This window comes from Streptomyces sp. NPDC002838, from assembly GCF_040295365.1.
Lineage (GTDB): Bacteria > Actinomycetota > Actinomycetes > Streptomycetales > Streptomycetaceae > Streptomyces.
The window spans coordinates 1-25,840 of the sequence record NZ_JBEOVF010000047.1; the positions used below are offsets into that span (position 1 = coordinate 1).

At 68.8% G+C, this 25,840-nt stretch carries 22 protein-coding genes and 1 pseudogene; 13 read left to right on the forward strand and 10 right to left on the reverse strand.

The features are described from left to right. Positions 1-175: 175 nt before the first annotated feature. Positions 176-508: a hypothetical protein gene (locus ABT063_RS39935; RefSeq protein ID WP_351065665.1), complete on the reverse strand. Its 333-nt coding sequence runs from the start codon at positions 506-508 to the stop codon at positions 176-178. A gap of 291 nt (positions 509-799) precedes the next feature. On the opposite strand from ABT063_RS39935, the gene ABT063_RS39940 reads away from it, so the two are divergent. Together ABT063_RS39940 and ABT063_RS39945 are read left to right on the forward strand one after the other, a co-directional pair. After that, positions 800-1,810: a helix-turn-helix transcriptional regulator gene (locus tag ABT063_RS39940; RefSeq protein ID WP_502990975.1), complete on the forward strand. Its 1,011-nt coding sequence runs from the start codon at positions 800-802 to the stop codon at positions 1,808-1,810. A gap of 22 nt (positions 1,811-1,832) precedes the next feature. Beyond that, positions 1,833-2,792 (forward strand): LuxR C-terminal-related transcriptional regulator, encoded by a 960-nt coding sequence (locus tag ABT063_RS39945; RefSeq protein WP_351065668.1) that lies wholly within the window; start codon positions 1,833-1,835, stop codon positions 2,790-2,792. On the opposite strand, the gene ABT063_RS39950 is transcribed toward ABT063_RS39945, so the two are convergent. Next, on the reverse strand, positions 2,755-3,792 hold the full coding sequence (locus tag ABT063_RS39950) for a helix-turn-helix transcriptional regulator (RefSeq protein ID WP_351065764.1): 1,038 nt from the start codon (positions 3,790-3,792) through the stop codon (positions 2,755-2,757). The two genes, ABT063_RS39945 and ABT063_RS39950, sit on opposite strands and share 38 nt — an antisense overlap. Positions 3,793-4,112: 320 nt before the next feature. On the opposite strand from ABT063_RS39950, the gene ABT063_RS39955 reads away from it, so the two are divergent. From ABT063_RS39955 to ABT063_RS39965, 3 genes are read left to right on the forward strand one after another with little or no spacing between them, the layout of a single operon-like run. Further along, positions 4,113-5,657, forward strand: coding sequence for a circularly permuted type 2 ATP-grasp protein (locus ABT063_RS39955; RefSeq protein ID WP_351065670.1), 1,545 nt, complete (start codon positions 4,113-4,115; stop codon positions 5,655-5,657). After that, positions 5,654-6,586 carry an alpha-E domain-containing protein gene (locus tag ABT063_RS39960; RefSeq protein ID WP_351065671.1) on the forward strand — a complete coding sequence of 311 codons (933 nt, stop codon included), beginning with the start codon at positions 5,654-5,656 and terminating at the stop codon, positions 6,584-6,586. The genes ABT063_RS39955 and ABT063_RS39960 overlap by 4 nt, the downstream gene beginning before the upstream one ends. A gap of 1 nt (position 6,587) precedes the next feature. Next, positions 6,588-7,460, forward strand: a complete 873-nt coding sequence (locus tag ABT063_RS39965; protein ID WP_351065673.1) for a transglutaminase family protein — start codon at positions 6,588-6,590, stop codon at positions 7,458-7,460. 151 nt (positions 7,461-7,611) lie between these two features. Here ABT063_RS39965 and ABT063_RS39970 read toward each other — a convergent pair whose 3' ends face one another. Beyond that, positions 7,612-8,079 (reverse strand): hypothetical protein, encoded by a 468-nt coding sequence (locus ABT063_RS39970; protein ID WP_351065675.1) that lies wholly within the window; start codon positions 8,077-8,079, stop codon positions 7,612-7,614. A 255-nt stretch (positions 8,080-8,334) separates the two neighbouring features. Between ABT063_RS39970 and ABT063_RS39975 the strand changes: the two genes are divergently transcribed. Further along, entirely contained in the window at positions 8,335-10,716 is a 2,382-nt protein-coding gene (locus ABT063_RS39975) for a hypothetical protein (RefSeq protein WP_351065676.1), read from the forward strand. A gap of 131 nt (positions 10,717-10,847) precedes the next feature. Here the strand turns inward: ABT063_RS39975 and ABT063_RS39980 are convergent. Next, a pseudogene (locus ABT063_RS39980) lies at positions 10,848-11,102 on the reverse strand (SRPBCC domain-containing protein); the annotation flags it as partial. A 215-nt stretch (positions 11,103-11,317) separates the two neighbouring features. Here ABT063_RS39980 and ABT063_RS39985 point away from each other — a divergent pair. The 5 genes from ABT063_RS39985 to ABT063_RS40005 all read left to right on the forward strand — a co-directional run bounded on the left by ABT063_RS39985 (position 11,318) and on the right by ABT063_RS40005 (position 15,096). Further along, a complete protein-coding gene (locus tag ABT063_RS39985; protein WP_351065677.1) occupies positions 11,318-11,857 on the forward strand; it encodes a hypothetical protein in 540 nt (179 codons plus the stop codon). Then, the gene (locus tag ABT063_RS39990) at positions 11,854-12,525 is read left to right on the forward strand and encodes a hypothetical protein (RefSeq protein ID WP_351065679.1); all 672 of its coding nucleotides are present in this window, start codon (positions 11,854-11,856) and stop codon (positions 12,523-12,525) included. The genes ABT063_RS39985 and ABT063_RS39990 overlap by 4 nt, the downstream gene beginning before the upstream one ends. Beyond that, complete coding sequence (locus tag ABT063_RS39995) at positions 12,525-14,213, forward strand: putative T7SS-secreted protein (RefSeq protein WP_351065680.1); 1,689 nt, start codon at positions 12,525-12,527, stop codon at positions 14,211-14,213. Before ABT063_RS39990 ends, ABT063_RS39995 begins: the two co-directional genes overlap by 1 nt. Positions 14,214-14,240: 27 nt before the next feature. Next, on the forward strand, positions 14,241-14,654 hold the full coding sequence (locus tag ABT063_RS40000; protein ID WP_351065682.1) for a DUF4279 domain-containing protein: 414 nt from the start codon (positions 14,241-14,243) through the stop codon (positions 14,652-14,654). A 67-nt stretch (positions 14,655-14,721) separates the two neighbouring features. Next, positions 14,722-15,096, forward strand: coding sequence for a hypothetical protein (locus ABT063_RS40005; protein ID WP_351065683.1), 375 nt, complete (start codon positions 14,722-14,724; stop codon positions 15,094-15,096). A gap of 29 nt (positions 15,097-15,125) precedes the next feature. On the opposite strand, the gene ABT063_RS40010 is transcribed toward ABT063_RS40005, so the two are convergent. Then, a complete protein-coding gene (locus ABT063_RS40010; protein ID WP_351065685.1) occupies positions 15,126-16,244 on the reverse strand; it encodes a substrate-binding domain-containing protein in 1,119 nt (372 codons plus the stop codon). A 262-nt stretch (positions 16,245-16,506) separates the two neighbouring features. On the opposite strand from ABT063_RS40010, the gene ABT063_RS40015 reads away from it, so the two are divergent. Both ABT063_RS40015 and ABT063_RS40020 read left to right on the forward strand, forming a co-directional pair. Further along, entirely contained in the window at positions 16,507-18,537 is a 2,031-nt protein-coding gene (locus ABT063_RS40015; protein WP_351065686.1) for a PA14 domain-containing protein, read from the forward strand. A gap of 2 nt (positions 18,538-18,539) precedes the next feature. Further along, positions 18,540-20,234 (forward strand): PA14 domain-containing protein, encoded by a 1,695-nt coding sequence (locus ABT063_RS40020; protein WP_351065688.1) that lies wholly within the window; start codon positions 18,540-18,542, stop codon positions 20,232-20,234. Between the two features lie 99 nt (positions 20,235-20,333). Here ABT063_RS40020 and ABT063_RS40025 read toward each other — a convergent pair whose 3' ends face one another. From ABT063_RS40025 to ABT063_RS40045, 5 genes are all read right to left on the reverse strand, one after another. Then, entirely contained in the window at positions 20,334-20,786 is a 453-nt protein-coding gene (locus ABT063_RS40025; protein ID WP_351065766.1) for a heat shock protein transcriptional repressor HspR, read from the reverse strand. Between the two features lie 5 nt (positions 20,787-20,791). Next, positions 20,792-21,982 (reverse strand): molecular chaperone DnaJ, encoded by a 1,191-nt coding sequence (gene dnaJ / locus ABT063_RS40030; RefSeq protein WP_351065690.1) that lies wholly within the window; start codon positions 21,980-21,982, stop codon positions 20,792-20,794. Positions 21,983-22,015: 33 nt separating this feature from the next. Continuing rightward, the gene (gene grpE / locus ABT063_RS40035; protein ID WP_351065692.1) at positions 22,016-22,726 is read right to left on the reverse strand and encodes a nucleotide exchange factor GrpE; all 711 of its coding nucleotides are present in this window, start codon (positions 22,724-22,726) and stop codon (positions 22,016-22,018) included. Continuing rightward, positions 22,723-24,567 (reverse strand): molecular chaperone DnaK, encoded by a 1,845-nt coding sequence (dnaK, locus tag ABT063_RS40040; RefSeq protein ID WP_351065693.1) that lies wholly within the window; start codon positions 24,565-24,567, stop codon positions 22,723-22,725. The genes grpE and dnaK overlap by 4 nt, the downstream gene beginning before the upstream one ends. A gap of 93 nt (positions 24,568-24,660) precedes the next feature. Beyond that, positions 24,661-25,689, reverse strand: a complete 1,029-nt coding sequence (locus ABT063_RS40045) for an MraY family glycosyltransferase (protein ID WP_351065695.1) — start codon at positions 25,687-25,689, stop codon at positions 24,661-24,663. Positions 25,690-25,840: the final 151 nt, after the last annotated feature.

The window sequence follows — 25,840 nt, forward strand, 5'->3', positions numbered from 1 at the left end:
TTCTTTCTTCCCCTAAAAAAATATCTCCCTTACCACCACCACCACCCCCCCCCACAACCCCCCCCCCCCCCCCCCCCCCCCACCCCCCCCCCCCCCCCCCCCGCCCCCCCCCCCCCCCCCCCCCCCCGCTGCGGGGGGAAGCACCTGAGCGATCTGTTACGACGGGGGAATCGCGTCAGGCACTGCGGGGGGTGGCTATGGTTCGTGGGGGCGGAGTGTCCGACTCCACCTGTCGATGGTCCCGCTGGTCCAGGTTCACAAAGATCATTCCGTACCGGATGGCACACCGTACGGGCTGCGGGGCACCGCGCGGCCGGCGCAGGCACCGATAGGCCCGTACGTCCTCGTCGTCGTCCCGCGTCACGACCACCGGCTCGCCGAAGACGGTCACCATCAACGAGTCACCGGCGTGGGGGATCGCGGTGGCCAGGTCGATGAAGTGCCAGCCGGAGCGGTAGGCCGTGGCCATTTCGCGGCGGAAGGAGCGGTCGTCAGGTGGAGTAGTCATGTCAAGACCAGACGCTGTCGTCCGCGCCGTCCTGAGTGGCCGCGCCGGCAGGCCCGGCCACCGCCGTCACTGACGTCACGTCGGCCGGCGTGTCGCCCTTCGCAGCAGAGAGGCCATTCATGGTTCCGAAGGCCACAACGGCGGAGAAGGCGGCGACAAGCACCGAGCGAAGCATTCTCTTCCTCATAGTCGGCTTCGTCCTCACTTGAAGGTCCCCTCTTCCCCCGTCGGATAAGACGATGGCTCATTCAGGCACGTCATGGCCACACGATCGGTGCATCATGTTCCTGCATGTTCAGGACCCTGGGGGGTGGAGATTTGACAACAAATCGGACCAAGGCGACACATCCCCATGCCATCACTGAACTGTGCGAAGAGGGGGGACGTCTCTATGCGAACGCTCTGCGGACTGGACGTATCGCCCGCGAGGATGTGGAGCCCGCTCCCTGCCTGATGGAGTTCGCCCTCCTGCATCCCGATCCGGACGACGCGAACTTGCTGCGCCCGGTTCCCCCCTCGGTCGCGCTGGCCCGGCGGCTCAATCCGATCGAGCGCGAGATCACCGAACGCCGGCAGACCTCGATCGAGCTGGCCGAGGCCTTCGAGCCGTTCATGGCCCTCAGCGCGGGCGGCGCGGAGCCCACCCACTCGATCACGGTGCTGGAGGGGCTCGACCGCATCAACGCCGCCCTCGACCTGGCCACGGACCAGTGCCGGAACGAGATGCTCACGGTCCAGCCGAGCGCCCGACACCCCGAGCGCCGACTCATCGAGGGGCTGGAGCGCGACCGCACCCTGACCGAGCGGGGCGTGCGCATCCGGACCCTCTACCAGCACACCGCCCGCTACAGCCCCGAGCGGCTGGCCTACATGGACCGCTTCACCGACGGAAAGGTGGAGTACCGCACCATCGACGAACTGGTCGAGCGGCTCATCATCTGCGACGAGACAGTCGCCTTCATCCCTGTCCGCGACGACCGGCAGGTTGCGCTGGAGCTGCGGCACCCGGGCCTCGTGGGCTACCTGATCAAGGTCTTCGAGTTCATGTGGAGCCGCGCGGTCCCGCTGAGCGCCGGCGCCCCGTACGAGACCGCCCCCGACGGCATCACCGACATCCAGCACTCCATCGCCAAGCTCCTGGTCGAGGGCCACGTCGACGAGGCGATAGCCCGCCGCCTCGGCATGAACGTCCGTACGTGCCGCGCCCACATAGCCAAACTCGCCACCGCCCTGGGCAGCGGCAGCCGCGCCCAGCTCGGCTACCTCATAGCGCAGTCGGGGATCCTGGAGCAGGACCATTGACAGTCAGGGGAAAGAGTCGCAGGTGACCGCGGAGGCGCACGGGCACAGAACCAGCGAGTTGTGTCAGGAAGGCCTGGGCCTTTACACCCGAGCCCTGCGCGAAGGACGCGTACGAGCTCGCGACGCGGACGGCGCGCCGTGTCTGGTCGACCTCGGGTTGCTTCAGCCCACGGTCCAGGACCTGGACTGGCTTGAGCCCCTCGCCCCGGCCGTGGCCCTTCACCGGCTGCTGCGGGCCTCCGAGGACCGCATCGCGGACGAACGGCGGCGTGAGGAGCGGCTGACCGAGATGTTCGATCCGCTCCTGGCCCTCGCCGCGCCGGACACCGCCGGAATCAGGGTGCTGAGCGACATCGAGCGGATCGACCAGGCCATCGCCCACGTCCTGGCGGACGCGTCCACCGAAGTCCTCGCGATCCAGCCCTACAACCGCCGCCCCCACCGCACGCTGGTCTGGGCACTCGAACGCGACCAGGCGTTCCTCGACCGAGGGGGTCGTATCCGCACCCTCTATCAGCACACGTATCGCCACGCGCCCGCGATCCGCACCCGTTACGAACTCCTGAAGGGCGACGCCGAAGCCCGCAGCCTTGACGAACTCCCCGAGCGTCTGATCCTCGTCGACCGCACCGTCGCCTACATCCCCGCCAACAAGGACCGCACCCTGGCTCTCGAAGTCCGCCACCCCGCCCTGGTCTCCTACCTCGGCACTACGTTCGACCGCCTCTGGCCCCTGGCCGTCCCCATGTACCCCGAAGCCGTCCACCAGCCTTCCCTCGACGGCATAACCCCCCGCCAACGCGCCATAGCCGCCCTCCTCGTCGAAGGCCACACCGACGCCGTCATCGCCGACCGCCTCGGCATGAACATCCGCACCGCCCGCGTGCACATCGCCAAACTCGCCGCCACCCTGGGCAGCGACAGCCGTGCACAGCTCGGTTACCTCATCGGACAGTCCGGGATCCTTGCTCCGGAAGAGTGAGGGACCCGACGTCGGCAGGGTGGGACGCACCGTCCAGGCCCACCTGGGCGATGCGCACGCCGAGTTGGGTACGACTGGCCGCGCCCAGCGTCTCCGACAGACGGGCGATGTGGGCCCGGCACGTACGGACGCTTATACCAAGGCGCTCCGCGATCACCGCATCCTGATACCCCTCCGCCAGCAGCGCAGCGATGGACCGCTCCCGGTGCGAAATGCCATCGATGCCTGTGTCGGGGAGGGGAGCGGTCAGCGGGATCGCCAGGCGCCAGAGGCGTTCGAAGACCGTTACGAGGTATTCCACCAGCGCCGGATGACGTAGTTCCAGAGCCAGCGTGCGGTCCGCGTTCGCGGGGATGAAGGCGACCGTACGGTCGAAGAGGATCAGACGGTCGATCACCTCGTCCAAGGTGCGCGCCTGTACCGCGCCGCCCATCAGCTCCAGGTAGTTGAGCAGGCCCTGACCGTGCCGGGCCACGTGCGTGTACAGGTCGCGCATGCGCACCCCGCGACCGCGCAGCGCCAGCGCCCGGTGCAGGCCCTCCGTCAGCTCGTGCTCGGGGCGGATGCCTCCGGGCTGGACGGTGAGGACCTCGGTCGTGCACGCCTCCGTCGCCTCGTCCATCGCGGCCTGGATGCGGGACAGGCCGTCCAGGACCCGGATCGCGGTGCCCTCCGGGGCGGCGGCCGGCAGCCGTGGGCCGAGTCCGGCATACCACTCGAAGGCGGCCACCGCCGAGCCCACCCGCCGCTGGCTCGCGCTGACCTCGTCGTACACCCCGCGCAGCAGCCGCGTCATGACCTCCTGCGGGGCCGTCGGCACCAGCCAGTCCATATCGTCGGGGTCCGGGTGCAGCAGGGCCAGCTCGAGGAGGCATTGCACGGCGTCCGCATCCGCGCGCGGCACGCGACCGCGCCGTACGGCCCGGGAATACAGGCGATCCCCGGCATCGCACAGTCGGTCAGCACCGTGTGGATGCTCGTCCGTCCCGTGCCCGGCCATCGCCCCGTCCCACCCCCGGTTCCAGCTCTTCCGCAGCGCCACTATGCGCGGACCGTACCGGGTCCGCAACACGGCTCCCCGCGCCACCGGCGCCGGAAAGCCCCCATACGACCCGCTATTTCCAGGCCTCCGCCGGCCCCGTTGCAACAAGCTGATGGTGGTCTTCCGTACCCGCCGAACGCGCCCCGGAACCCGCCTCGCACGGGGGGGGTGACGGAGTCCGAGCGCGACGGGCTGGGGCGGACCCGATCGTTCCGCACGTGAACTCCCTGAAATCTCAAGGAGATGACTGTGTTACATACCGCCTCTAACGTCCCCTCATGGCGGACATATTTGACGCGTACGCGTTGGCCGACGCGTGGGACGAGATGTTTGAGCGGCCGGGTGAGGTCAGGACCGCCTATGAGCCGGTGCTGGCGGCGCTGCAGCCGATCGAGCCGAGTGAACTGCGCTTCCGGGCGGACCAGATGGCCAGGGCGTTCACGGACCGGGGCGTGACCTACGCCTTCGCGGGCGAGGAGCGGCCGTGGCCGCTGGACCTCGTGCCCAGGATCCTCGACGCCCTCGAATGGGATCTCATACAACGCGGCGTGAGCCAGAGAGTCAGGGCCCTGGAGGCCTACCTCGCCGACGCCTACGGCCCGGCCCGCGCCTTCGAGGACGGCGTCGTGCCCTGGCGGCTGCTGCTCAACTCCCCCCACTTCCACCGCGCGGCCCACGGCGTCGAACCACCGGGCGGCGTCCGCATCCACGTCGCCGGCATCGACCTCGTCCGCGACGAGGCGGGCGACTTCCGGGTCCTGGAGGACAACGTGCGGGTGCCCAGCGGGGTCTCGTACGTCATCGAGAACCGCCGGGCGATGACCCGGATCTTCCCCTCCCTCTTCGCCGAACAGCACGTCCTGCCCGTCGACGGCTACTGCCACCGGCTGCTCGCCGCCCTGCGCGCCGCCGCTCCCGACGGCACCCAGGATCCGCGGGTCGTCGTCCTGACGCCCGGCCCCAGCAACGCCGCCTACTTCGAACACGCCCTGCTGGCCCGGCTGATGGGCGTGCAGCTCGTCGAGGGGCACGACCTGCTCTGCCGGAACAACCGGGTGTGGATGCGGACCACGCGCGGCGAGGTGCCCGTCCATGTCGTATACCGGCGCCTCGACGACGACTTCCTCGATCCGCTGCACTGCCGCCCCGACTCGGTGATCGGCTGCCCCGGCATCCTCAGCGCGGCCATGGCCGGAAACGTGACCCTCGCCAACGCGGTCGGCAACGGCATCGCGGACGACAAGCTCCTGTACACCTTCGTGCCGGACCTGATCCGCTACTACCTCTCCGAGGAACCGATTCTGCCCAACGTGGAGTCCTTCCGGCCGGACGAACCGGGCCAGTTGGAGGCGGTCCTCGACCAGATCGACCAGCTGGTCATCAAGCCGGTCGACGGGGCCGGCGGGCAGGGCATCGTCATCGGGCCGAAGGCCGACGCCGAGACCCTGGAACGCACCCGCAGGGCCGTCATCGACGACCCCCGCGGCTTCATCGCCCAGCGGCCCGTCGCCCTGTCCACCTCCCCCACCCTCGCGGGTGACCGTATGGCGCCGCGCCACATAGACCTGCGGCCCTTCGCCGTCAACGACGGCAACGATGTCTGGGTCCTCCCGGGCGGCCTGACCCGGGTCGCCCTCCAGGAGGGCAACCTGATCGTCAACTCCAGCCAGGGCGGCGGCTCGAAGGACACCTGGGTGCTGGCGGAAGGGCCGGCTCAGACCCCCGCACCCCTGACAGCCGCCTCTCCCCTCGACATCGCTCCACGCCGGCTCGGACCCGACGGCACCCCCGCCGTCGTACAGGAAGGGGCGCAGCAACAGTGAACGACGTGATCCTCTCCCGCATAGCCGAGGCCCTGACCTGGACCGGACGGTATGTCGAGCGGGCCGACGCCACGGGCCGCATCCTCGACGCCTATCTGCACCGCATGCTGGAGGACCCTTGGCGCGACGAGAACGTGGCCTGCCGGTCGCTGTACGCGATCCTCGGCATGGAGGCGGGCGGCGAACGCGTCGACATGCAGCAGGTCCTCGACCAGCTGGCCTTCGACTCCCGTTCGACCGGCTCCATCGAGGGCGCGCTGGGCGCGGCGCGGCTGAACGCGCGCAGTGCCCGCGAGGCGGTGTCGTCGGAGATGTGGGAGTGCCTCAACTCGACGTGGCACGCGCTGGAGGACCAGCGGCTGGCGGCGCGGCGGACGGGTCCGTACGCGTATCTGGAGCTGGTACGCCGCCGTGCGGCCCTCTTCTTCGGGCTCGCCGACTCGACGATGAGCCGTGACGACAGTTGGCGTTTCGTCGTCCTGGGCCGCAGCCTGGAGCGGGTGGACATGACCGTACGGCTGCTCGCGGTGCGCGTGCTGGACGCGGCGCACGCGCCCGACTGGCCGACGCTGCTCAGCGCGTCCGGTGCCGACGAGGCGTACGCGCGTGTGTACGGCGGCTTCGGCGACACCCCGCGGGTGGCCGAATTCCTCCTCATGGACCGGGACTTCCCGCGCTCCGCGCTGCACGCGCTGACGACGGCGGAGGAGTGCCTGTCCGCGCTCGGCCGCCCCCGCCAGGACCCGGCGCGCCGCCCGATCGGCCGGATGCGCACCCGCCTGGAGTATCTGGACTCGCAGGCACTGGAAGACCAACTGCCTTTGCTGCTGCGGGACTTGCAGCAGTCCTGCATGGCGTCCGCCGACGCGGTGGCGGAGCGGTTCTTCCCCTATCAGGGGCCCGTCGAGTGGGCCCAGGAAGGTGCCTGAGATGACCATGATGACCACGCTGACCAGCCAGGGCGTGCGCCGCCTGCGTATCCGGCACGTCACCCGGGTCTCGTACGCCCAGGCCGCGGTCTCCTCCCACAACGAGCTCCGCATGACCCCGCTGACGCTGCCCGGCCAGACCACCCTGGACGCCCGGGTCACCATCAGCCCGACGGCCGCCACCTGGTCGTACTGGGACTACTGGGGCACCCAGGTCACCGGCTTCGACCTCATGGACCCGCACGCGGACCTCACCATCACCGCCTCCAGCCTGGTCGAGACCCAGCCGCCGGGTGCCCTGCCGGTGGCGCCGACCTGGTCGGAAATCACCGACGAGACGGCACGCACCCGCCTGCTGGAATTCGCGTCCGCGACTCCCCGTACGACGGTCCCCGACGAGCTGCACGACCTGGCGAGGGACGCGGCAGCGGGCCTCGACCCGCACGAGACGGCCGTCGCCGTGTCGTCCCTGGTTGCCGACCGGGTGGCCTTCCTCCCCGGAGTGACGAACGTGAACACCGCGCCCGCCGAGGCGTGGGAGCAGGGCGCGGGCGTCTGCCAGGACATCGCCCACCTCACGATCGCCCTGCTGCGGGGCCTGGGCCTGCCGACCCGATACGTGTCGGGGTATTTGCACCCGGAACGGGATGCCGAGCTCCACCGCCCGGTGGCCGGGCAGTCCCACGCCTGGGTCGAGTACTGGGCGGGCGACTGGTGCGGCTACGACCCCACGAACCGCAGGAGGGCCGACGAGTCGCATGTCGTGGTGGGCCGGGGACGGGACTACGACGACGTCACTCCGCACAAGGGGGTGTACCGGGGGGTGGCGGGCGGCCCGCCGGAGGTGACGGTGGAGTTCACGCGGGTGGCGTGAGGGGCTTGCGCCGCCACCGGGCGGCGCCATGTCCGCTTCCGGCGCAGGATGGGGTGAGGAGGACATCCCGGGGGATTCGCCGGCCGGAGGCCACCAAGAACGGCCGCTTCCGCCTGCGCTCGGAACCGGGCACGCGCATCCCGGCCTGAGGTCAGTCCAGGATGTCCCGCAGGTGCGCGGTCACCGGCCGGTCGATGTCGTCCTTGGTCCAGAACAGCGTCCGGATCAGGCCCAGCGGATCCGTCCCCTGCCCCTCTCGGGCGCGGGGCTTGCCGACGCTCGGGGAGTCGATGAAACCGGGCTGTCCCGCGCCGAACAGGTCCGGAAGCGGAGACCGGGCGGGAGCGAACGGCCAGTAGTGCCACACCAGCTTCTTCGCCCGGCAGGCCGTCTCGCCGACGTACCAGACGGCGCCCTGGAGGAAGGGGTCCGTGCGGCCGGCGCGGACGGCCTCCTCGGAGCCGTAGCGGGAGCGCACCAGGTCCTCCAGGACGTCCAGCGACTCGGGCGTGAAGTCCCACCGCCCGGGCATGCCCGTCTCCTCGGCCCACGCGTCGAAGCTGTTCGCGCGCTCTTCCAGCCACGTCTGGAGCTGCCGCTCCCCTGACCGCTCACTCATGCAGGCCACCCTAGGGCAGGTCGCCGACAAACCCGGAAGCGACAACTGTCCTTCACACATGTGAAGTTGACGCGCTGATATGTCGTGCAACGCTTGCGCCGGGTGTCACAGGAACCTCTTGGGTTTCTAAAGTTCGGGAGCTGGCGGCGGACCGAAACGGGGGGCCCGCGTCGCCATAGTTCATGTCCCAAGTGCCCCTCCACATCAGGGACATCCACCGTGAGAACACCTCTACGAGCACGCATCAAACGGCGCATGGGCGCGGCTCTCGCCGTCCTCGCCGGTGCGGGCATGATGCTCGCCGGACTGCCCGGCATGCAGGACCAGGCCGACGCCGCACCCGCGCTGAAGGGCAAACGCTGCGACGAGTTGTACCTCGGCCGCAGGTTCGACGCTCCCATAGCCGGCTCCGGCATCCCCGGCAAGAACCAGCAGTACAGCGTCAATCCCGAGAGCGACTGGGGCGACTACTTCGTCGACAACCCCTCCCACTCCTTCGACGGCCTCAAGGCCCCGACCGCCGACCAGCAGCGGCTCGCCGGCGACACGGAGGCCGACGTCAAGAAATGGAAGGGGAAGTACGAGCAGACCGGGAACATCAAGTACCGGGTCCTGGAGATCTACGCCCGCTACGGCCAGAACCTCGGCCGCAACAACAGCGGCACCATCCGCGACTTCCGTCGCTACATGGACGTCCGGATCATCGGCAACGAGTTCAACCGGCTCAAGGGCAACAGCTTCGAATCCCGCCTCGTCCAGAAGTTCAGGCTCGTCGGCCCCGACTGGCTGTGCCAGGTGGAGGTGCCGGTCGTCGACAAGAACGGCAAGCCGGTCGTCAATCCCAAGACCGGCAAGCAGTACGTCCGCATCTACGACGCCTACAACGCGAAGACCAAGGAACTCGGCGAGTTCAAGTCCAACGGCAAGCACATCGCCAAGCAGTTCCGGCTGGACAAGCACGTCCTGCGCTCTCCGGACTTCAAGGACCACAGTCTGCGCCTGATCACCGGCGAGAAGACCAGCAACAACACCCGCAAGCAGTACCGGGCCCTCAACGCCGCCATCCAGCGTGAGACCGGCCGTTCCAACGGGGTCACCATCCGCGAACAGCGCTCCAACGCGGTCCCCCGCTGGCAGCCCAACCAGTACACGCGCTACAACCCCACCTTCAACCCCAGCCCCAGCCGGGTCGGCACCGGCGGCCCGCTCGACGACGCCGCCTACCGCTCCGGCCGGAACCCGCAGGAGGCCAAGAACCTCCAGCGCATGTATCAGGGCGCCAACACCCGAGGCGGCTTCGGACGTCCCGGCGGAGTCGACTTCTCCAGCCTGGAGCTGAACTACGTCGGCAACCCCGTCAAGGGCAAGGGCATCGACTACTCCTTCAAGTCCGACTACGTGCCCGACGAGGACACCGACCCCGGCTTCGGCGGAGAGTCGGCCGTCCGGCTCGCCTCGGACTCGTTCTTCACCTGGCTCGCCCTGAGCCCGGACAGGATGTGGGTGAACCTCAACCCGGACGACCCCGCGACGATCATGGACGACAAGTTCGCCCACACGGACGCGGGCCGCATCCTGCTCGAGGCGGACATGGAGATGAAGCGGGACTTCTCCCGCGCCTACGACTACAAGACGCCCTCCGGCAAGCAGCTGTGGGACAACGCCGAGAAGATCGACGGCATGCCCTGCATGCACAGCACCCGCAACTGGATCACGCCGAAGCCGGCCAAGGTCCGCGAGCAGGACGGCGGCATCTACATCCTCGACGCCCCGCTGCGCGTGGAGTCCACCCCGCAGAAGTACGACACCCAGCCGGGCGGCGGCGACAGCCCGTGCACCCGGCTCACCGACGAGCAGATCGAACACAACCAGCGACTGATCAACGAGTACATCGTCCCGGTCGTCGAGAAGCAGATCAACACCGACCCCAAGTACAAGGATCTGCGCACCGTCTACCGCTCCCGCGTCGCCGCGGAGTGGGTGCGGGCCCAGGACGCCGAGAAGGCGACCGACTTCCGCACCATCATCAACAGCAACAACCTCAAGCGGTGGCCGCTGCGCGCCCCCCATCAGAACTGGGACAAGATGACCGTCTGGCAGCAGATGGTCAAGTCCTTCAAGGAGGGCGAGGTCGAGTTCGAGGTCCCCGCGAACGGGCAGGTCTACATCTACTCGTACGGCGGCGTCGACTTCTCCAAGGCCCCCAAGCGCAACGTCACCGGGCTCCAGTTCAACCTGGAGAAGCCGCGCCTGGACGCCACCACCAAGACGTCCGTGAAGACGGAGACCGCCTACCGCGACAGCGAGACCGCCTACCTCGGCGGCAGCGGCACCCACTCCGCGCCCGGCGGTGACGACGGCGGCGACAAACCGACCCCGACCCCGACCCCGACTCCGACCGACACCGGCAAGCCCACCACCCCGCCGCAGAGTCCGGCCCCGTCCACCCCGGCGCCCCAGCCGTCGGCGCCCCAGGGCGGAGGCAACACTCCCGCACCCGGGGCCGGCAACAACGACGACGGAGGCCTGGCCGAAACAGGCGCCCAAGTCCTCACCGTCTCGGGCATCGCCGCAGCCCTCCTCGCGGCCGGTACGGCCCTGGTGTGGTGGAGGCGCCGCCGCACCACGGGGAGCTGACTCCCGGCACTCCGGCACTCCGGCACTCCGGCACTCCGGCACTCCGGCACTCCGGCCTCGCGGCCTGAACGATGAACCGGCCCCGCACCCGATGGACAGGGTGCGGGGCCGGTCTTCGGTCGGCTGTCCGGTCAACTCCCGCTCTCGTTCTCGACGAGCCGAGCGAGGTTCTCCAGGGCCATGCGTGTGCCCGTCTCGTTGTCGGCGGCGGGCACGGCGTCGGGGATCCCTTCGTGCACCATGAGGACGTCAGTGCCACCGTCCGCGTCGGTGAGCGTGGTCGTCATCGTCATCGTGCCGCGCAGCGCCGGATCCTCGGACTCGAACTCGAGCACTTCGACGACCTGCTCGTTCGGCACGAGTTTCGCGAAATGGCCGTGGTAGGTGCCGGCTCAGCGGAGGCCCCGAGGGCGGGTGCCTCTACGTAACCCCCGCCCCCGACGGAACGATCCGCCTCCGCGAGAGCGACACCCCGGACGTCATCCTGGCCACCTCCGCCACCCAGCTCGCCGCCCTGCTCCATCACGTCAGGAGCAACTCCCGGGTGAGGTGAGCGGATCGTCGTTGCATCCGCCAACGCACCGATGTGATGATCCCGTTTATGTCTGACAACGGGGACCCCGGCACAGCAGACGGCCACATACCAAGATCCCGCCTGTCCGATTACGTGGACATGGTCGGCCCAGCGCCATCATTGGCGTCGCCGTCGGCCGAGCAGGTCCCGGCCCCGGCGCCGGTTCCCGAGGATCCCGAGGCTGTCGCGCGCAGGCAGCGGTTCGCCGAGTTGCTGAACGAGTTCCGGCGTACGGCAGTGCTCGTGCCGCTGGGCGACCGGCCCGGCCCGGACGGTGAGCGGGGTCTGCTGACCGCCGACTGGAACGGGGTGCGGTTCATCCTGGCGTTCTCTGACGGGCAGGCGCTGGCCCGTTATGCCCAGGCGCGGGGCGAGTTCGCCCGTGAGTGGACGTATCAGACGGTGCTCGGGGCGCGGCTGCTGGACGTGGCGGTGCCTGCGGCAGGGGTGCCGTGCGGGGTGGCGCTGGACTGCGCGGACGGACCCGACGGCATGGTGTTTCCGCCGGTGCGGGGTGTCGTGCCCGACGACGTGGCCGTGGACCGTGAGCAGGGGGATGTCGTATGACTGGTGGTGGGGGCAAGGACCTGAAGGCCGCAGGCCTGGACCTGGTTGCCAAGGGCCTGACCGAGGCGCTGGGCGAGTTGAAGGAGCTGGGCATGGTCGGCACGGCCGGGGCCGGGCGCGGCTTCGGCGATATCGCCCTGTCTGGGCTGGAGTTGGGGCACGAAGGGCTGACCGGGACGTTCTCGTCGTTCTGTGAGCGGTGGGAGTGGGGTGTGCGTTCGCTGATCAACGAGGGCAACGCGTTCGCTGTCAAGACCAATCTGTCGGCCGGCACCTACTACGAGACCGACCAGTACGTCGAGGGCACCCTCAAGGTCGTCACCAACGCCGCCATCGGCAATCCGTACGCCTCCGAGGACGAGGTCACCCAGATGGGCTGGGGCGATATCGCCACCTCCGGCGCGTACGGCGGCGTCGACTACAGCAAAGAGTCCTTCGACCAGGCCATGGCCAACAGTGCCCAGGGCTGGAAGGACGCCGGACGCGATGTGATGACCTCCCATACCGTCGGACCCCTCGGCCTCAACCCGCAGAACCTGCACGAGGAGTTCGGGGTCTCCGACACCGAATACAACCAGATGCTCGACGACACTTTCGGACCCTCGCCCGAGGCCCGCGCCCAAGCCGCCCAGCAGCAGGCCGGCCCACAGGGCGGGGACGAGCAGTAGTGGGCATCTTCGGTGACATAGGCGATGGCATCAAGAGTGGCATCAACACCGGCCTGAGCGTCGGTGAGGACCTCGTCGACGAGGGCAAGAAGAAGCTCGGCGAGGGCATCGACCACGCCACCGACAAGGTTGGCGACGGCCTCGACCACGTCGGCCTGCACGGCGCCGCCGACGCGGTCGAGGACTGGGGCGACGGCGTCGCCTCCGACCTCGGCGCCACCCCCGGCGAGCGGCAGCTCGGCCAGACCGAGGAGCCCAACGAGCTCGTCCACGGCAACCCCGGCAAGATCCGGGAGAGCGCCAAGCACCTCAAGGACTTCCACGCCGCCTTCGACAAGGTCGGCACGGGCATGAAGAAGGTGGACTCTTCCGGCTGGGTGGGCGAGGGCGGCGACGCCTTCCGCGAGAAGTTCGGCGTCCACCCCACGAAGTGGCTGCACGCGGCCGACGCCTGTGACACGGCCGGCACGGCGCTGGAGGCTTACGCCGACACCGTCAAGTGGGCCCAGAGCCAGGCCCAGGAGGCCATCGAACTGTACAAGAGGGGCAGGAAGGCCTCCGAGGACGCGGTCACCGCGTACAACAAGCGTGTCGACGCCTACAACGCCAAGGTCAAGGCGAACGAGGACCCCGGGCCCAGGCCCGAGCCGTTCCGGGATCCCGGCGAGGCAGACGTCAAGGCCGCCCGGGAGAAACTCGCCGAGGCGCGCAGGCAGCGCAACACCGCCGCAACCGATGCCCAGACCAAGGTCAAGGCCGCCCTCGCCCACGCCCCCGCCGAACCTCCGCCCCTCGACCGGCTCGGCGACAACCTCGTCGACGGCTACCAGGCCGTCAACACCGAACTCACCCATGTCGTCGGCGGCGCCCTCAAGGGCACGGCGGGCCTGCTCAACTTCGTCCGCGGCCTCAACCCGATGGACCCGTACAACCTCACCCACCCGGCCGCGTACATGCAGAACGTCAGCATGACGCTCTCCGGCCTCGTCTCCACCGCGGCCCACCCCGAACGCGTCGTCCAGGCCGCCGTCGACGGGTTCAAGAAGGACCCCTCCGAGTTCGTCGGCCGCCTCATCCCGGAGCTCATCGGCACCAAGGGTGCCGGCCTGGCCCGCGGCGGACTCCGCATGGCCACGAAGGAAGGCCTGGAGACGGCGGCGCAGCGCGCGGCGCGGGACGGCTTCAAACCTGAGGGGGGCCGAGGTGCCGGGGATCCCATGCCCGAGCGTGCCGACGTCATGCAGGCACTGCGCGACACCAAGCCGGAGATCATCAAGAAGGACTGGCCGGACACCGACGGCCGTTACTACGCGGACCGGGTTCTCGCCGGTGGCCGCCCGGACGGGGAGAAAGTCTTCGCAGGCCATGGCTACCTCGTACGCAGGGCCGGCGACACCGTGGTTCCCGAGGGAACCAACATATCTTTCTACGTACAGCACGGAGACCCACTTCCCGGACTCAACGGCCTGACCGTCGAGCGAGGCGTGTATCCGGGAGGTTACGTGGAGACATTCGGACCGGGCGACGTAATTCCGAACTACACATTGGGGCCTCCCGCTTCCTCGGGCGCCGGAGGTTTCAGTGTGTTCGAGAATTCGACGACTGTCGGCGCAGAAATCACACTGAGAGAGCTGCTGGAGCCCGGAATGGGAAATGTTCACTGGGCGGCGTGCCGCGAGATCAAGTAGGATGTCTCAACCTGTGAGGAGCCGTACATGAATGTTACAAAAAAGCGCCACTGGGTGTTGACGGATGTATCGCTCGTCGTCAAGGGAAGAGATCTCCAGCCCGAGGAGATCACGTCCTTCCTCGGTATCGAGCCCACTGGTGTGCGTAACCCGGGCCCCAGTAAATGGAGTCGCCCGGGTGAGGTCGACGGAGAGTGGGGGATCAACTGCAACTCGAACGTCAGCCGGGACTTTCATGAGCAGCTGGACAACATCCTTTCCATCGTGGAAAGCAAGCGGACCGAGCTCGCGCAACTGGTCGAGCGGGGATACGAGGTGATCGTCGACATCTACGGATTCTCCGGGAACGACTGCACCCTCGCCCTCCAGCCGGAAGAAGTCAAGCGAATCGCCCTCCTGGGGTTTCCCTTGATGATCGCAGCCAATATGAACGAACGCTGAGGGACCTGGAGTGAAATTGAAGCCTTGGGGCAACCTGAGTACGTCCCTGGTGGCTTCGGGGCGGGGAATGGATTCCGCCGCCCTGATTGCCGCACTGCAGAACGCCGCCGGTGAAGATCTTTCCCTGCCTGAGGGCATGGGTATCTATTCCGGACCCGGCTGGGCCACGCTCACGGTTGACGAGCGACACTCGAAAACCGCCGATGAACAGGCTGCGGGACTTGCCGGCTTCCTCGGCCCCCGCGAGTCGGCGCTCGACGCGCTGAAGAAGGCGGGAGCGTCCGTGAAGGTCGACCTGTCCGGAGTTGCCGAGTCAGGATCCGGGCTCCACATCTCTCCGAACAACCTTGCCCGTCTGGCAGAGTTGGGAGTTCCCCTCACCTTCACGACAGTTCGGGAATCCGGGGAAGACGAAGAAGACCCGCTTTCCTGGCTCGACTGAGCCACGCCGGCGCGAACACGAAGAACCCCCTACTTCAGCCCGACCGCCTCACACGCACTCTCGATCTTGCTCGTGCAGATGTCGGACACCTTGTAGATGCCGTCCTCGATGACCGTGGACTTGATGTTGCCCTTCGTCAGGGCGACCACGGGGAGCAGCTGCGCGGGGATGTCCTTGTCCGTGGGGCTGTCCACCCGCTCCGAGGCGAGCGCGTCGAACTGGATGTTCCTGCCCTGGACCTTCGCCACGGCCATCTCCGCGGCGGCCTCGGCCTCGTTCGGGTACGGCTTGTACACGCTCATGTACTGCTCGCCCGTGACGATCCGCTGCACCGCGAGCAGCTCCGCGTCCTGGCCGGTGATCGGGGGCAGGTCGTCGACGCCCGCCGACTTCAGGGCCTTGATGATGCCGCCGGCCATGCCGTCGTTGGCGGAGTAGACGCCGGCGATGTTGTTCGCGCCGATCGCCGAGATCGCCATCAGCATGTTGGACTCGGCGTTCTCCGGCTTCCAGTCCGTGGTGTCGTACTGCTTGGCGATCGTCACCTGGCCCTCCAGCTCGGAGAGCGCGCCCGTCTTGAACTGCTTGGCGTTGGGGTCGGTGAGCGAGCCGTTCATCATGACGATCTTGTCGGAGGTGTCGATGTCGTCGCCCAGGGCTTCGAGCAGGGAACGGCCCTGCACCTCGCCGACCAGCGCGTTGTCGAAGGAGATGTACGCGTCGATGGGGCCCTCGGCCAGCCGGTCGTAGGCGAGGACCGGGATGCCCGCGTCCTTGGCCTTCTTCACACCGTCCGCGATCGCGTGCGCGTCCACGGCGTCCAGCAGGATCACGTCGACCTGGTCGTCGATCATCTTCTGCAGCTGCTCGGCCTGCCTGCTCGCGCTCGCGTCGGCGTTGGCGTATTCGACCGTGCCCTGCTTGTTGGTGAGCTCGGCGACCTTCTCCTTGATGATCGGGTAGTCGAACTTGTCGTACCGCGTGTTCGCCTTCTCCGGAAGCAGCAGCCCCACGGTGATGTCATTGCCCTTGGTCGGGCTCGCCTCGCTGCTGTTGCTGGTGACTCCGAGCGCCCCACAGGCCGTCAGCGAAAGCGTGAGGGAACCTGCGGCCACTGCCAGGGAGCTACGACGGGTACGGGTGTTCACTGAGCTTGCCTTCCGAACGAGGGCGCGTATCGCGACCCAGGTGAAGCGAAGCCAACGCGGCCTTCATGCGACGGTCAAGGAGCAACCACACAATGAGATAGCAATGTTAACGTATGAGGCTTACGTGAAGACATTCGTAGTGAATGAGGACGAATGGGATATATGGCGAAACAAGTCAAGTCCTGTACAACCAATTCCCGTCCTCATCGGTCGTGATCGTCAACGGCTTGCCTGCCGTTGACGATCAGGACTGAAGGACCGCATGAACCCAGCCAGACGCACGACCGCCGCGGCCGCGACCGCCGTCGTGCTCGCCACCGCGGGCGGCCTGCTCACCGTCACCGCCGTTCCCGCCTCCGCCGCAGTGACCTGTACCTCGCCGGTCTTCAAGCGGCAGTTCTTCGCCAACACCGCCTTCTCCGGCACGCCGAAGAAGACCGACTGCGACAGCGTGATCGACCAGAACTGGGGCACGGGCGCCCCGGCTTCGGGCCTGCCGTCGAACAACTTCGGCGTCCGCTGGTCCGTGACGCGGGACTTCGGCTCCGGAGGCCCGTTCTCCTTCGCCGCCTCCGGCCTGGACGGCATTCGGGTCTACCTGGACGGCGTCCGCAAGGTCGACCTCTGGAAGAACGTGTCGACGACCGTCTCCAAGACCGTCAACGTCACCATCCCCTCCGGCAGGCACACCCTGCGCGTCGACTACGTCAACTGGACCGGCAGCGCCCGCGTCAAGTTCGCGTACACGCCCCGCACCTCGGCCACCGTCGACAAGGTCAAGCCGCTCGCGCCGACCGGCGCCGCCGTGACCTACGACCCCGCCACCGGCAAGGCGAAGCTCACCTGGGCGAAGAACAAGGAGATGGACCTCGCCGGCTACAGGGTCTACCGACGGATCAAGGGCACCCCCGACTACCGCAAGGTCAGCGGCGGCGACCTCGTCACCGGTACGTCCTTCACGGAGACCGTCGCGCCCACCGGCACCGCGTACTACTACGAGGTGCGGGCCGTGGACAAGGCCGGCAACGAGTCGACGGGCAGCGCCGACAAGCTCGTCACCACCGTCGACAAGACCGCCCCGCTGGTGCCGGTGGTGTCCGCGAGCGACGACGCCGTGCGCGGGGTCAGCCTCGACTGGCAGGACGACACCTTCGACGTGACGTACGACGTCTACCGGGCGGCCTCCGCCGACGGTGAGTTCGTCAAACTGGGCATCTCGTACGGGTCGAGCCGCCTCGACGAGACCGCGCCCTACGGCGACACCTCGTACTACAAGGTCGTCGCCAAGGACCCGGCCGGCAACACCGCCACCTCGCAGGTCCTCGCCTTCGCCCGGCCGCTGGCCGTGCCCTCCATGGACACGCCGCGCACGAACGAGGCGGAGACCGGGATCGAGGTGCGCTGGACGACGTCGAAGGCCGCGCCGACGAGCTTCCGCGTCTACCGCTGGGACTACTCCGACCCGAACGCCGTCCCCGTGCAGATCACCTGTGAGTCGTACCGGGTGGGCAACGAGGCCGACTACTACCCGCAGTACGGCTGCACCGACTTCTCCGCCGAGCGGCACACGTCGTACGGCTACCACGTCACCAGCGTCGACAGCGCGGGCCGTGAGTCGGCGCCCTCACGGCCGGCCTACGCGGGCCTCGTGGACACCACCCCGCCGCCCGCCGTCACCGGCCTGACCCACACGAGCACGGAGTACGGCACGGTCCTGGAGTGGGACGAGAACACCGCCCCGGACCTCAAGTCGTACAACGTCTTCCGGGCGACCGACCTCCGCGACACCGCCACCTACGAGCATCTCGCCTCGCTCCCGCCCGGCACGACCCGGTTCACCGACCTCAACGTCCCGAACGACGAGAACTGGTTCTACTTCGTGGACTCGGTGGACACGAACAACAACTCCCTCTACACGCTGAGGGGTTACCCGGAGAGCGTCGCCGCCAACGTGAGCGTCAACGAGTTCGAGCTCACCCCCTCCCAGGCCCCCCCGAACACCGCTGCCTGGGCTCTGTCCGCGGTGGCGGACGAGACGGGCCGCGCGGCACTGTCGTGGACCTGCGGCACCGGCTGCACGACCACCGGCTTCCACGTCTACCGCTGGGACCGTGCGGCGGGCCAGTACGTCCGGCTCACCGACGTACCCCTGACCGCCGACGCCCGCGGCTACACCGACCCGGCCACGCCGAGCGCCACGACCAGCTTCTACGTGATCTCGACCGTCGCCGCGAACGGCTCGGAGGCCTTCTCCGGCCTCGCCCCGGTCGTGGTCCCGCCGAGCGGAGCGTGAGCATGAGCGTGCGAAACCTCGTCCTGCGGGCCACGGCACCGGCAGTCGTCCTGGCCACGACCGGCGGCCTGCTCACGGCGCTGGCCGCCCCTGCCTCCGCCGCCGTAACGTGCACCTCGCCGGTCTTCAAGCGGCAGTTCTTCGCGAACACCACCTTCTCCGGCACGCCGAAGAAGACCGACTGCGACAGCGGGATCGACCAGAACTGGGGCACGGGCGCCCCGGCTTCCGGACTGCCGTCGAACAACTTCGGTGTGCGCTGGACCGTGACCCGGGACTTCGGCTCCGGCGGCCCGTTCTCCTTCGCCGCCTCCGCCCAGGACGGCATACGCGTCTACCTCGACGGCGTCCGCAAGGTCGACCTCTGGAAGAACGTCTCCACGACGGTGAAGAAGACCGTCAACCTCACCATCCCCTCCGGCAAGCACACCCTGCGCGTCGACTTCGTCAACTGGACCGGCACCGCGAACGTCAAGTTCGCGTACACGCCCCGCACCTCGGCGACCGTCGACACCGTCAAGCCACTGACCCCGACCGGGACGTCGGTGTCGTACGACACCGCCACCGGCAAGGCGAAGCTGACCTGGGCGAAGAACAAGGAGATGGACCTCGCGGGATACCGGGTCCACCGCCGCCTGAAGGGGACGTCCTTCGGCGGCACGCCCCTCGCGACGACCACCTCCACCTCGTACACCGACGCCACCCTCCCGGTCACCGGCGACATGTACTACTACGAGGTCCGCGCCTACGACAAGGCGGGCAACGTCTCGGCGGGTACGGCGGACCAGCCCGTCACCACCGTCGACCGGGTCGCGCCCGGCGTGCCGGCCGGCGTGGACATCACCGACGCCTCCGAGGCGGGCGGGCTGCGGGTCGGCTGGAGCGCCGTGCCGGGAGCGGTCTCCTACCGGGTGTACCGGGCGGCGAGCGCGGCCGGCACGTACACCCGCCTCGGCAGCAGGGACCAGCTCTCCTACAAGGACGCCTCGGCGACCGTGCGCACCACGTACTACTACCGGGTGAGCGCGCTCGACGCGGCGGGCAACGAGTCCGCGCGGTCGGCCACCGTCAGCGGGGCGCGCCGGGACGACACCCCGCCACCCGTCGTCACCGGACTGACGGTCACCCCGACCGGGTACGGCTTCGAGCTGGCCTGGGACGCGAATCCGGCCCCCGACCTGTTCCGGTACGTCGTCTACACGGGCGAGCTCCTGCGCGACGGGGAGGACAGTGTCTGCTCCGCGCACCAGGAGGCGTGGCTGGCGCCCGGAGTCACCTCGTACACGTACACCACCCTCCCGGACGGCGTGGAGCGCTGCTTCCTCGTCGACACCTACGACACCTCCTGGAACTCCCCGTACGAGTGGAGCAAGTCGGGCGAGATCGTGAGCGCCACCGAGCTCGACGTGACGCCGAGCGTGCCGACGCCCGAGGACTCGCCGGTCCGGCTGACGGCGGTCCCCGACGGGGACAAGGTCGACCTGTCCTGGTCCTCCGTGGCCGACGCCACCGGCTACCAGGTCTACCGCTGGAACCCGGGCACCAAGGCGTACGAGAAGCTGGCGGCCACCACGACGGCGACCTCCTACGTGGACACCGCCGTCGCCAAGGGCACCTACTTCTACTGGGTGACCGCCCTCTACGCCGACGGCACCGAGTCGGCGGCCGGCGGTGACTGGGCGGTCATCGCGCCCTGAGCACCCCGAGCATGCGAAAGGGGCCCGGCATCCGGGCCCCTTTCGTGTACGTGCGCGTTCGTGTACGTGCGAGTTCGTGTACGTACGCGGCAGTCCTCGTCAGTCCGACGTCTGCTGCCGCTTGGGCCGCCACACCACCAACGCACTGGTCTGCTGTACCTCCTGGTACGGCACCAGGTCGCGGCGGTACGACGCGTGCACCGCGGCTTCCCGTTGCTGCATCGCCGCGGCGGCGCCGTCGAGTGCCGCCTCCAGCTCCGCGACCCGCGACTGCAGGGCGGCGACTTGGTTCTCCAGTTCGATGATCCGCTTGATGCCGGCCAGGTTGATGCCCTCGTCCTGCGACAACTGCTGCACCTGGCGGAGCAGTTCGATGTCGCGGGCCGAGTAGCGGCGGCCCCGGCCGGGGGTGCGGTCCGGGGAGACGAGGCCCAGACGGTCGTACTGGCGCAGCGTCTGTGGGTGCAGGCCGGAGAGCTGGGCCGCCACCGAGATGACGTAGACCGGGGTTTCCTCGGTCAGTTCATACGGGTTGCGTCGACGACCGTCCATCTGCTTCATGCTCCCTTCGCGGCCTGGAACAGCTCCGCCCGCGGGTCCTCGCCCGCAGTGGCCTCGCGATACGTCTCCAGCGCATCACGAGCCTTCCCCGTCAGGTCCTTCGGGACACTCACCTCGACGGTGACCAACAGGTCTCCGCGGGTTCCGTCCTTGCGGACCGCGCCCTTGCCCCGGGCGCGCATGGTGCGGCCGTTGGGCGTGCCCGGCGGCAGCTTGAGCGTGACCGACGGGCCGCCGAGGGTGGGGACCCGGACCTCACCGCCCAGTGCCGCCTCCGCGAAGGTCACCGGCACCGTCACCGTGAGGTTGTCGCCCTTGCGGCCGAAGACCGGGTGGGCGTCCACGTGCACGGTGACGTACAGGTCGCCGGCCGGGCCGCCGCGCTCGCCCGGTGCGCCCTTGCCGCGCAGCCGGATCCGCTGGCCGTCGGTGACGCCCGCCGGGATCCGGACCTGCATGGTCCGGGACGACTTCGCCCGGCCGCTGCCCTTGCAGTCGAGGCAGGGGTGCTCGGCGATCAGACCGCGCCCCTTGCAGTCGGGGCAGGGGTCCGTGAGGGAGAAGCCTCCACCGGAGCCCCGCGCCACCTGGCCGGTGCCCACGCAGGTCGGGCACACCCGCGGTGTGCCGTTCTTGTCGCCGGTGCCGGAACAGGCCTTGCAGGGCTGCTGGCTGGACATCCGCAGCGGGACCGTCGCGCCCTCGATCGCCTCGGTGAAGCTGAGGGTGACCTCGGACTCGATGTCCTGGCCGCGCCGGGGCTGGGTGCGCGTTCCCGTGCCCGTACCGCCCCGGTTGAACAGGCCCCCGAAGACGTCTCCGAGTCCGCCGCCGAAGCCGCCGGCTCCCTGGCCGCCCTGGCCGCCCGGGGCGCCGCCTCCGAAGAGATCGCCCAGGTCGAAGTTGAAGGAGCCGCCGGCACCGCCGGGCCCCGGACGGAAGCCGCCGTTGCCGAAGAGGGCGCGTGCCTCGTCGTACTCCTTGCGCTTCTTGGGGTCGCCGAGGATGTCATTCGCCTCGGAGATCTCCTTGAAGCGCTCCTCGGCCTTGACGTTTCCCTTGTTGGCGTCCGGGTGGTACTCGCGGGCGAGCTTCCGGTACGCCTTCTTGATCTCGGCCTCAGTGGCGTCCTTGGGGACGCCGAGGACCTTGTAGTAGTCCTTCTCGATGAAGTCCTTGGTGCTCATCCTCGACGTCCCTCCTCTCCTGTCGGTTCAACGTCAGCCCTCGTCCGGGCCACCGTTCTCCTTGTCCTTGTCATCGGCGGAGTGGCCGGATTGGCCGGATGCGGACGCCTCGGACGTCTCCTCGCCCTTGACGGTCTGCGCCCCCGGCTGGGGTTCGGCCACGGCCACCCGCGCGGGGCGGATGGTGCGCTCACCGAAGCGATACCCGGGCTGCAGAATCGCCACGCACGTCGTCTCGGTGACGTCCGGCGCGTAACTGTGCATCAGGGCCTCGTGGATCGTCGGGTCGAAGGGCTCGCCCTCCTTGCCGAACTGCTGAAGCCCCATCTTCGCCGCGACGGTCTCCAGCGACTCGGCCACCGACTTGAAGCCGCCGACCAGCTCACCGTGTTCCCGCGCGCGGCCGATGTCGTCGAGCACGGGCAGGAGCTCGGTCAGGAGGTTCGCGATGGCGATCTCCTTGACCGTGATCCGGTCGCGCTCGACCCGCCGACGGTAGTTCTGGTACTCGGCCTGAAGCCGCTGGAGGTCCGCCGTGCGCTCACCGAGCGCCGTGCGTACCTGGTCCAGCTGCGCCGTCAGGCCGGCGATCTGTGCTGATGCGTCCCCGGCCGGGGCCGCCCCCTCCGTGCTCGAGCCGGTCGAACCGTTCGAGGGAGAGGCGGCCTGCGGCTCGGCGTCGTCAGGGGTGGCGCCGGAAGGGACGTCGGGCTTTTCTTCAAAGCCCGGGGTCTCCTCCGTCACGCGGCACCGTCCTTACGCTCGTCATCCACGATTTCTGCGTCCACGACGTCGTCGTCGGCCTTGGCCTCGGACGCGCCCTCACCGGCACCGGCGGTGGCCTGCGCCCCCTGGGCGTCGGCGTACATCGCCTGGCCGAGCTTCTGCGAGACCGCCGCGACCTTCTCGGTGGCGGTCCGGATCTCGCCGGTGTCCTCGCCCTTGAGCGCGGTCTTCAGCTCCTCGACGGACGACTCGACCTCGGTCTTGATCTCGCCCGGGACCTTGTCCTCGTTGTCCTTGAGGAACTTCTCGGTCTGGTAGACCAGCTGCTCGCCCTGGTTGCGGGTCTCGGCGGCCTCGCGGCGGCGGTGGTCCTCCTCCGCGTACTGCTCGGCCTCCTGGCGCATCCGGTCGACCTCGTCCTTCGGCAGCGAGGAGCCGCCGGTGACGGTCATCTTCTGCTCCTTGCCCGTGCCGAGGTCCTTCGCGGTCACGTGCATGATGCCGTTGGCGTCGATGTCGAAGGAGACCTCGATCTGCGGGACGCCGCGCGGCGCCGGGGGCAGACCGGTCAGCTCGAACATCCCGAGCTTCTTGTTGTACGCCGCGATCTCGCGCTCGCCCTGGTAGACCTGGATCTGCACCGACGGCTGGTTGTCCTCGGCCGTGGTGAAGATCTCCGAACGCTTCGTCGGGATCGTGGTGTTGCGCTCGATCAGCTTGGTCATGATGCCGCCCTTGGTCTCAATGCCGAGGGACAGCGGGGTGACGTCGAGCAGCAGGACGTCCTTGACCTCGCCCTTGAGGACACCGGCCTGGAGCGAGGCGCCGATGGCGACGACCTCGTCCGGGTTCACACCCTTGTTGGCCTCCTTGCCGCCGGTCAGCTCCTTGACGAGCTCGGCGACGGCGGGCATACGGGTGGAGCCACCGACGAGAACGACGTGGTCGATCTCGGAGAGGCTGATCCCGGCGTCCTTGATGACGTTGTGGAACGGCGTCTTGCAGCGCTCCAGCAGGTCGGCCGTCAGCTGCTGGAACTGGGCCCGGGTGAGCTTCTCGTCCAGGTGCAGCGGGCCCTCGGCGGAGGCCGTGATGTAGGGCAGGTTGATCGAGGTCTCGGTGGAGCTCGACAGCTCGATCTTGGCCTTCTCGGCGGCCTCGCGGAGGCGCTGCAGGGCCATCTTGTCCTTGGACAGGTCCACGCCGTGGCCGGACTGGAACTGCTTGACCAGGTAGTCCATGACCCGCTGGTCCCAGTCGTCACCACCGAGGTGGTTGTCGCCGTTGGTGGCCTTCACCTCGACGACGCCGTCACCGATCTCCAGGAGGGACACGTCGAAGGTGCCGCCACCGAGGTCGAAGACGAGGATCGTCTGGTCGTCCTTGTCGAGGCCGTAGGCCAGGGCCGCCGCGGTGGGCTCGTTGACGATACGAAGGACGTTGAGACCGGCGATCTCACCGGCTTCCTTCGTCGCCTGACGCTCGGAGTCGTTGAAGTACGCCGGGACGGTGATGACCGCGTCGGTCACCTTCTCGCCCAGGTAGGACTCGGCGTCCCGCTTCAGCTTCTGCAGGATGAACGCGGACATCTGCTGCGGGTTGAAGGGCTTCCCGTCGAGCTCGACCTTCCAGTCCGTGCCCATGTGACGCTTCACGGAGCGGATGGTCCGGTCCACGTTCGTGACCGCCTGGCGCTTGGCCACCTCTCCGACGAGCACCTCACCGTTCTTGGCGAAGGCGACGACGGACGGCGTGGTCCTGGCGCCCTCGGCGTTGGTGATGACGGTGGGCTCGCCGCCCTCCAGAACGCTGACGACGGAGTTAGTCGTGCCCAGGTCGATGCCGACCGCACGTGCCATTGTGATTCCTCCAGCTGACTTGAGTGGAACGGACTCAAGTGTGCACGACGCCCGGCGCTGGGTCAACAGACCTGAGTCGCAGGGACTCAACTCTTATCCGTTCCTTACACGCAACTGGGCGCTGACCTGCGGTGATGCGGGTCGCCGGGTGCGATGAGGGCCGTAAACCCGGATCGGCAGCAGTGCGAGTACGACGAGCAGGGCGCCCCCCGCCACCCACAACACCCGGGACTGCGCCACCCATCCCATGTGCACGAGGACCCCGACGAGTACCCCGGAGAACCCGGCGACACCGAGCAGGATCGTCACGCCCTGCGGGGTGAGCCCGAGCCGGCGCAGCCGGTGCGCGAGATGGTCGGGGCCGCGGCGCAGCAGGGGCCGTCCGGCCAGCCGCCGGGACAGGACGACGAGGACGACGTCGGCGCCCGCCACGGCCGTGAGCGCGAACAACACCCCGGCAGTGGAGGCCAGTTCGTATCCGGTGCGGGTGGACACGGCCGCCGAGGCGAGCACGAAGCCGGTGAACAGGGACCCGCAGGAGCCGAGCCCCACGCGCGCGGGAGGCCAGTTGTGCATGAGGAACCCGGTCAGTGCGGCGGCCAGCACGCTCAGCAGCGCGGCGAGCCCGTCCATCACCTCGGCCGCCGCGCACACCCCCACCCCGAAGGCGGTCACGACCCCCAGGGTCCCCGCCAGGGCGTCCGTGTGGTCGAGCGACCGGAAGCCGACGGCGACGCACACGATCCAGCCCACCGCCAGCAGCCCGCCCGGCACCCCGGTCTCCCCGTACGGCACCACGCAGGCCGCCGCGGCCGCCGTACCGCCGACGAGGAACCGCGCCTTCACCCGCCGCACGTCGGCGACCAGCCCGAGCAGGGCGACGACCGCCCCGGCCACGAGGAGGTCACCGACCTCGTCGTCGAGCGGTGCGACGCCGGTCCAGTCCCCGGCGGCCGTCACCAGGCAGGTGACGAGCGCGACGGCCACTCCACCGAACAGCGGAAGCGGCCGCTGCCGCCGCCGGTCGAGGACACCGAGGCGCCGGGCGGGGGCCCGGAGCAGCACGGTGAGCACGGCGGCGAGGAGAAGGGCGGTGGTGGCGGCTGCGATCCCGTAGAGCACGGATCTAAGTTAGGGGCGAATGTACCAATTTGGTACGAATAACACGTTCGGATCTTAAGGCAAGCCTCAGCGACGCAGATCACCGCACAGCTGGCTACAGTGCGACGGAAGATGGGGGTAGTCTCAGACGGACTGGATAAGTTACCGCTTA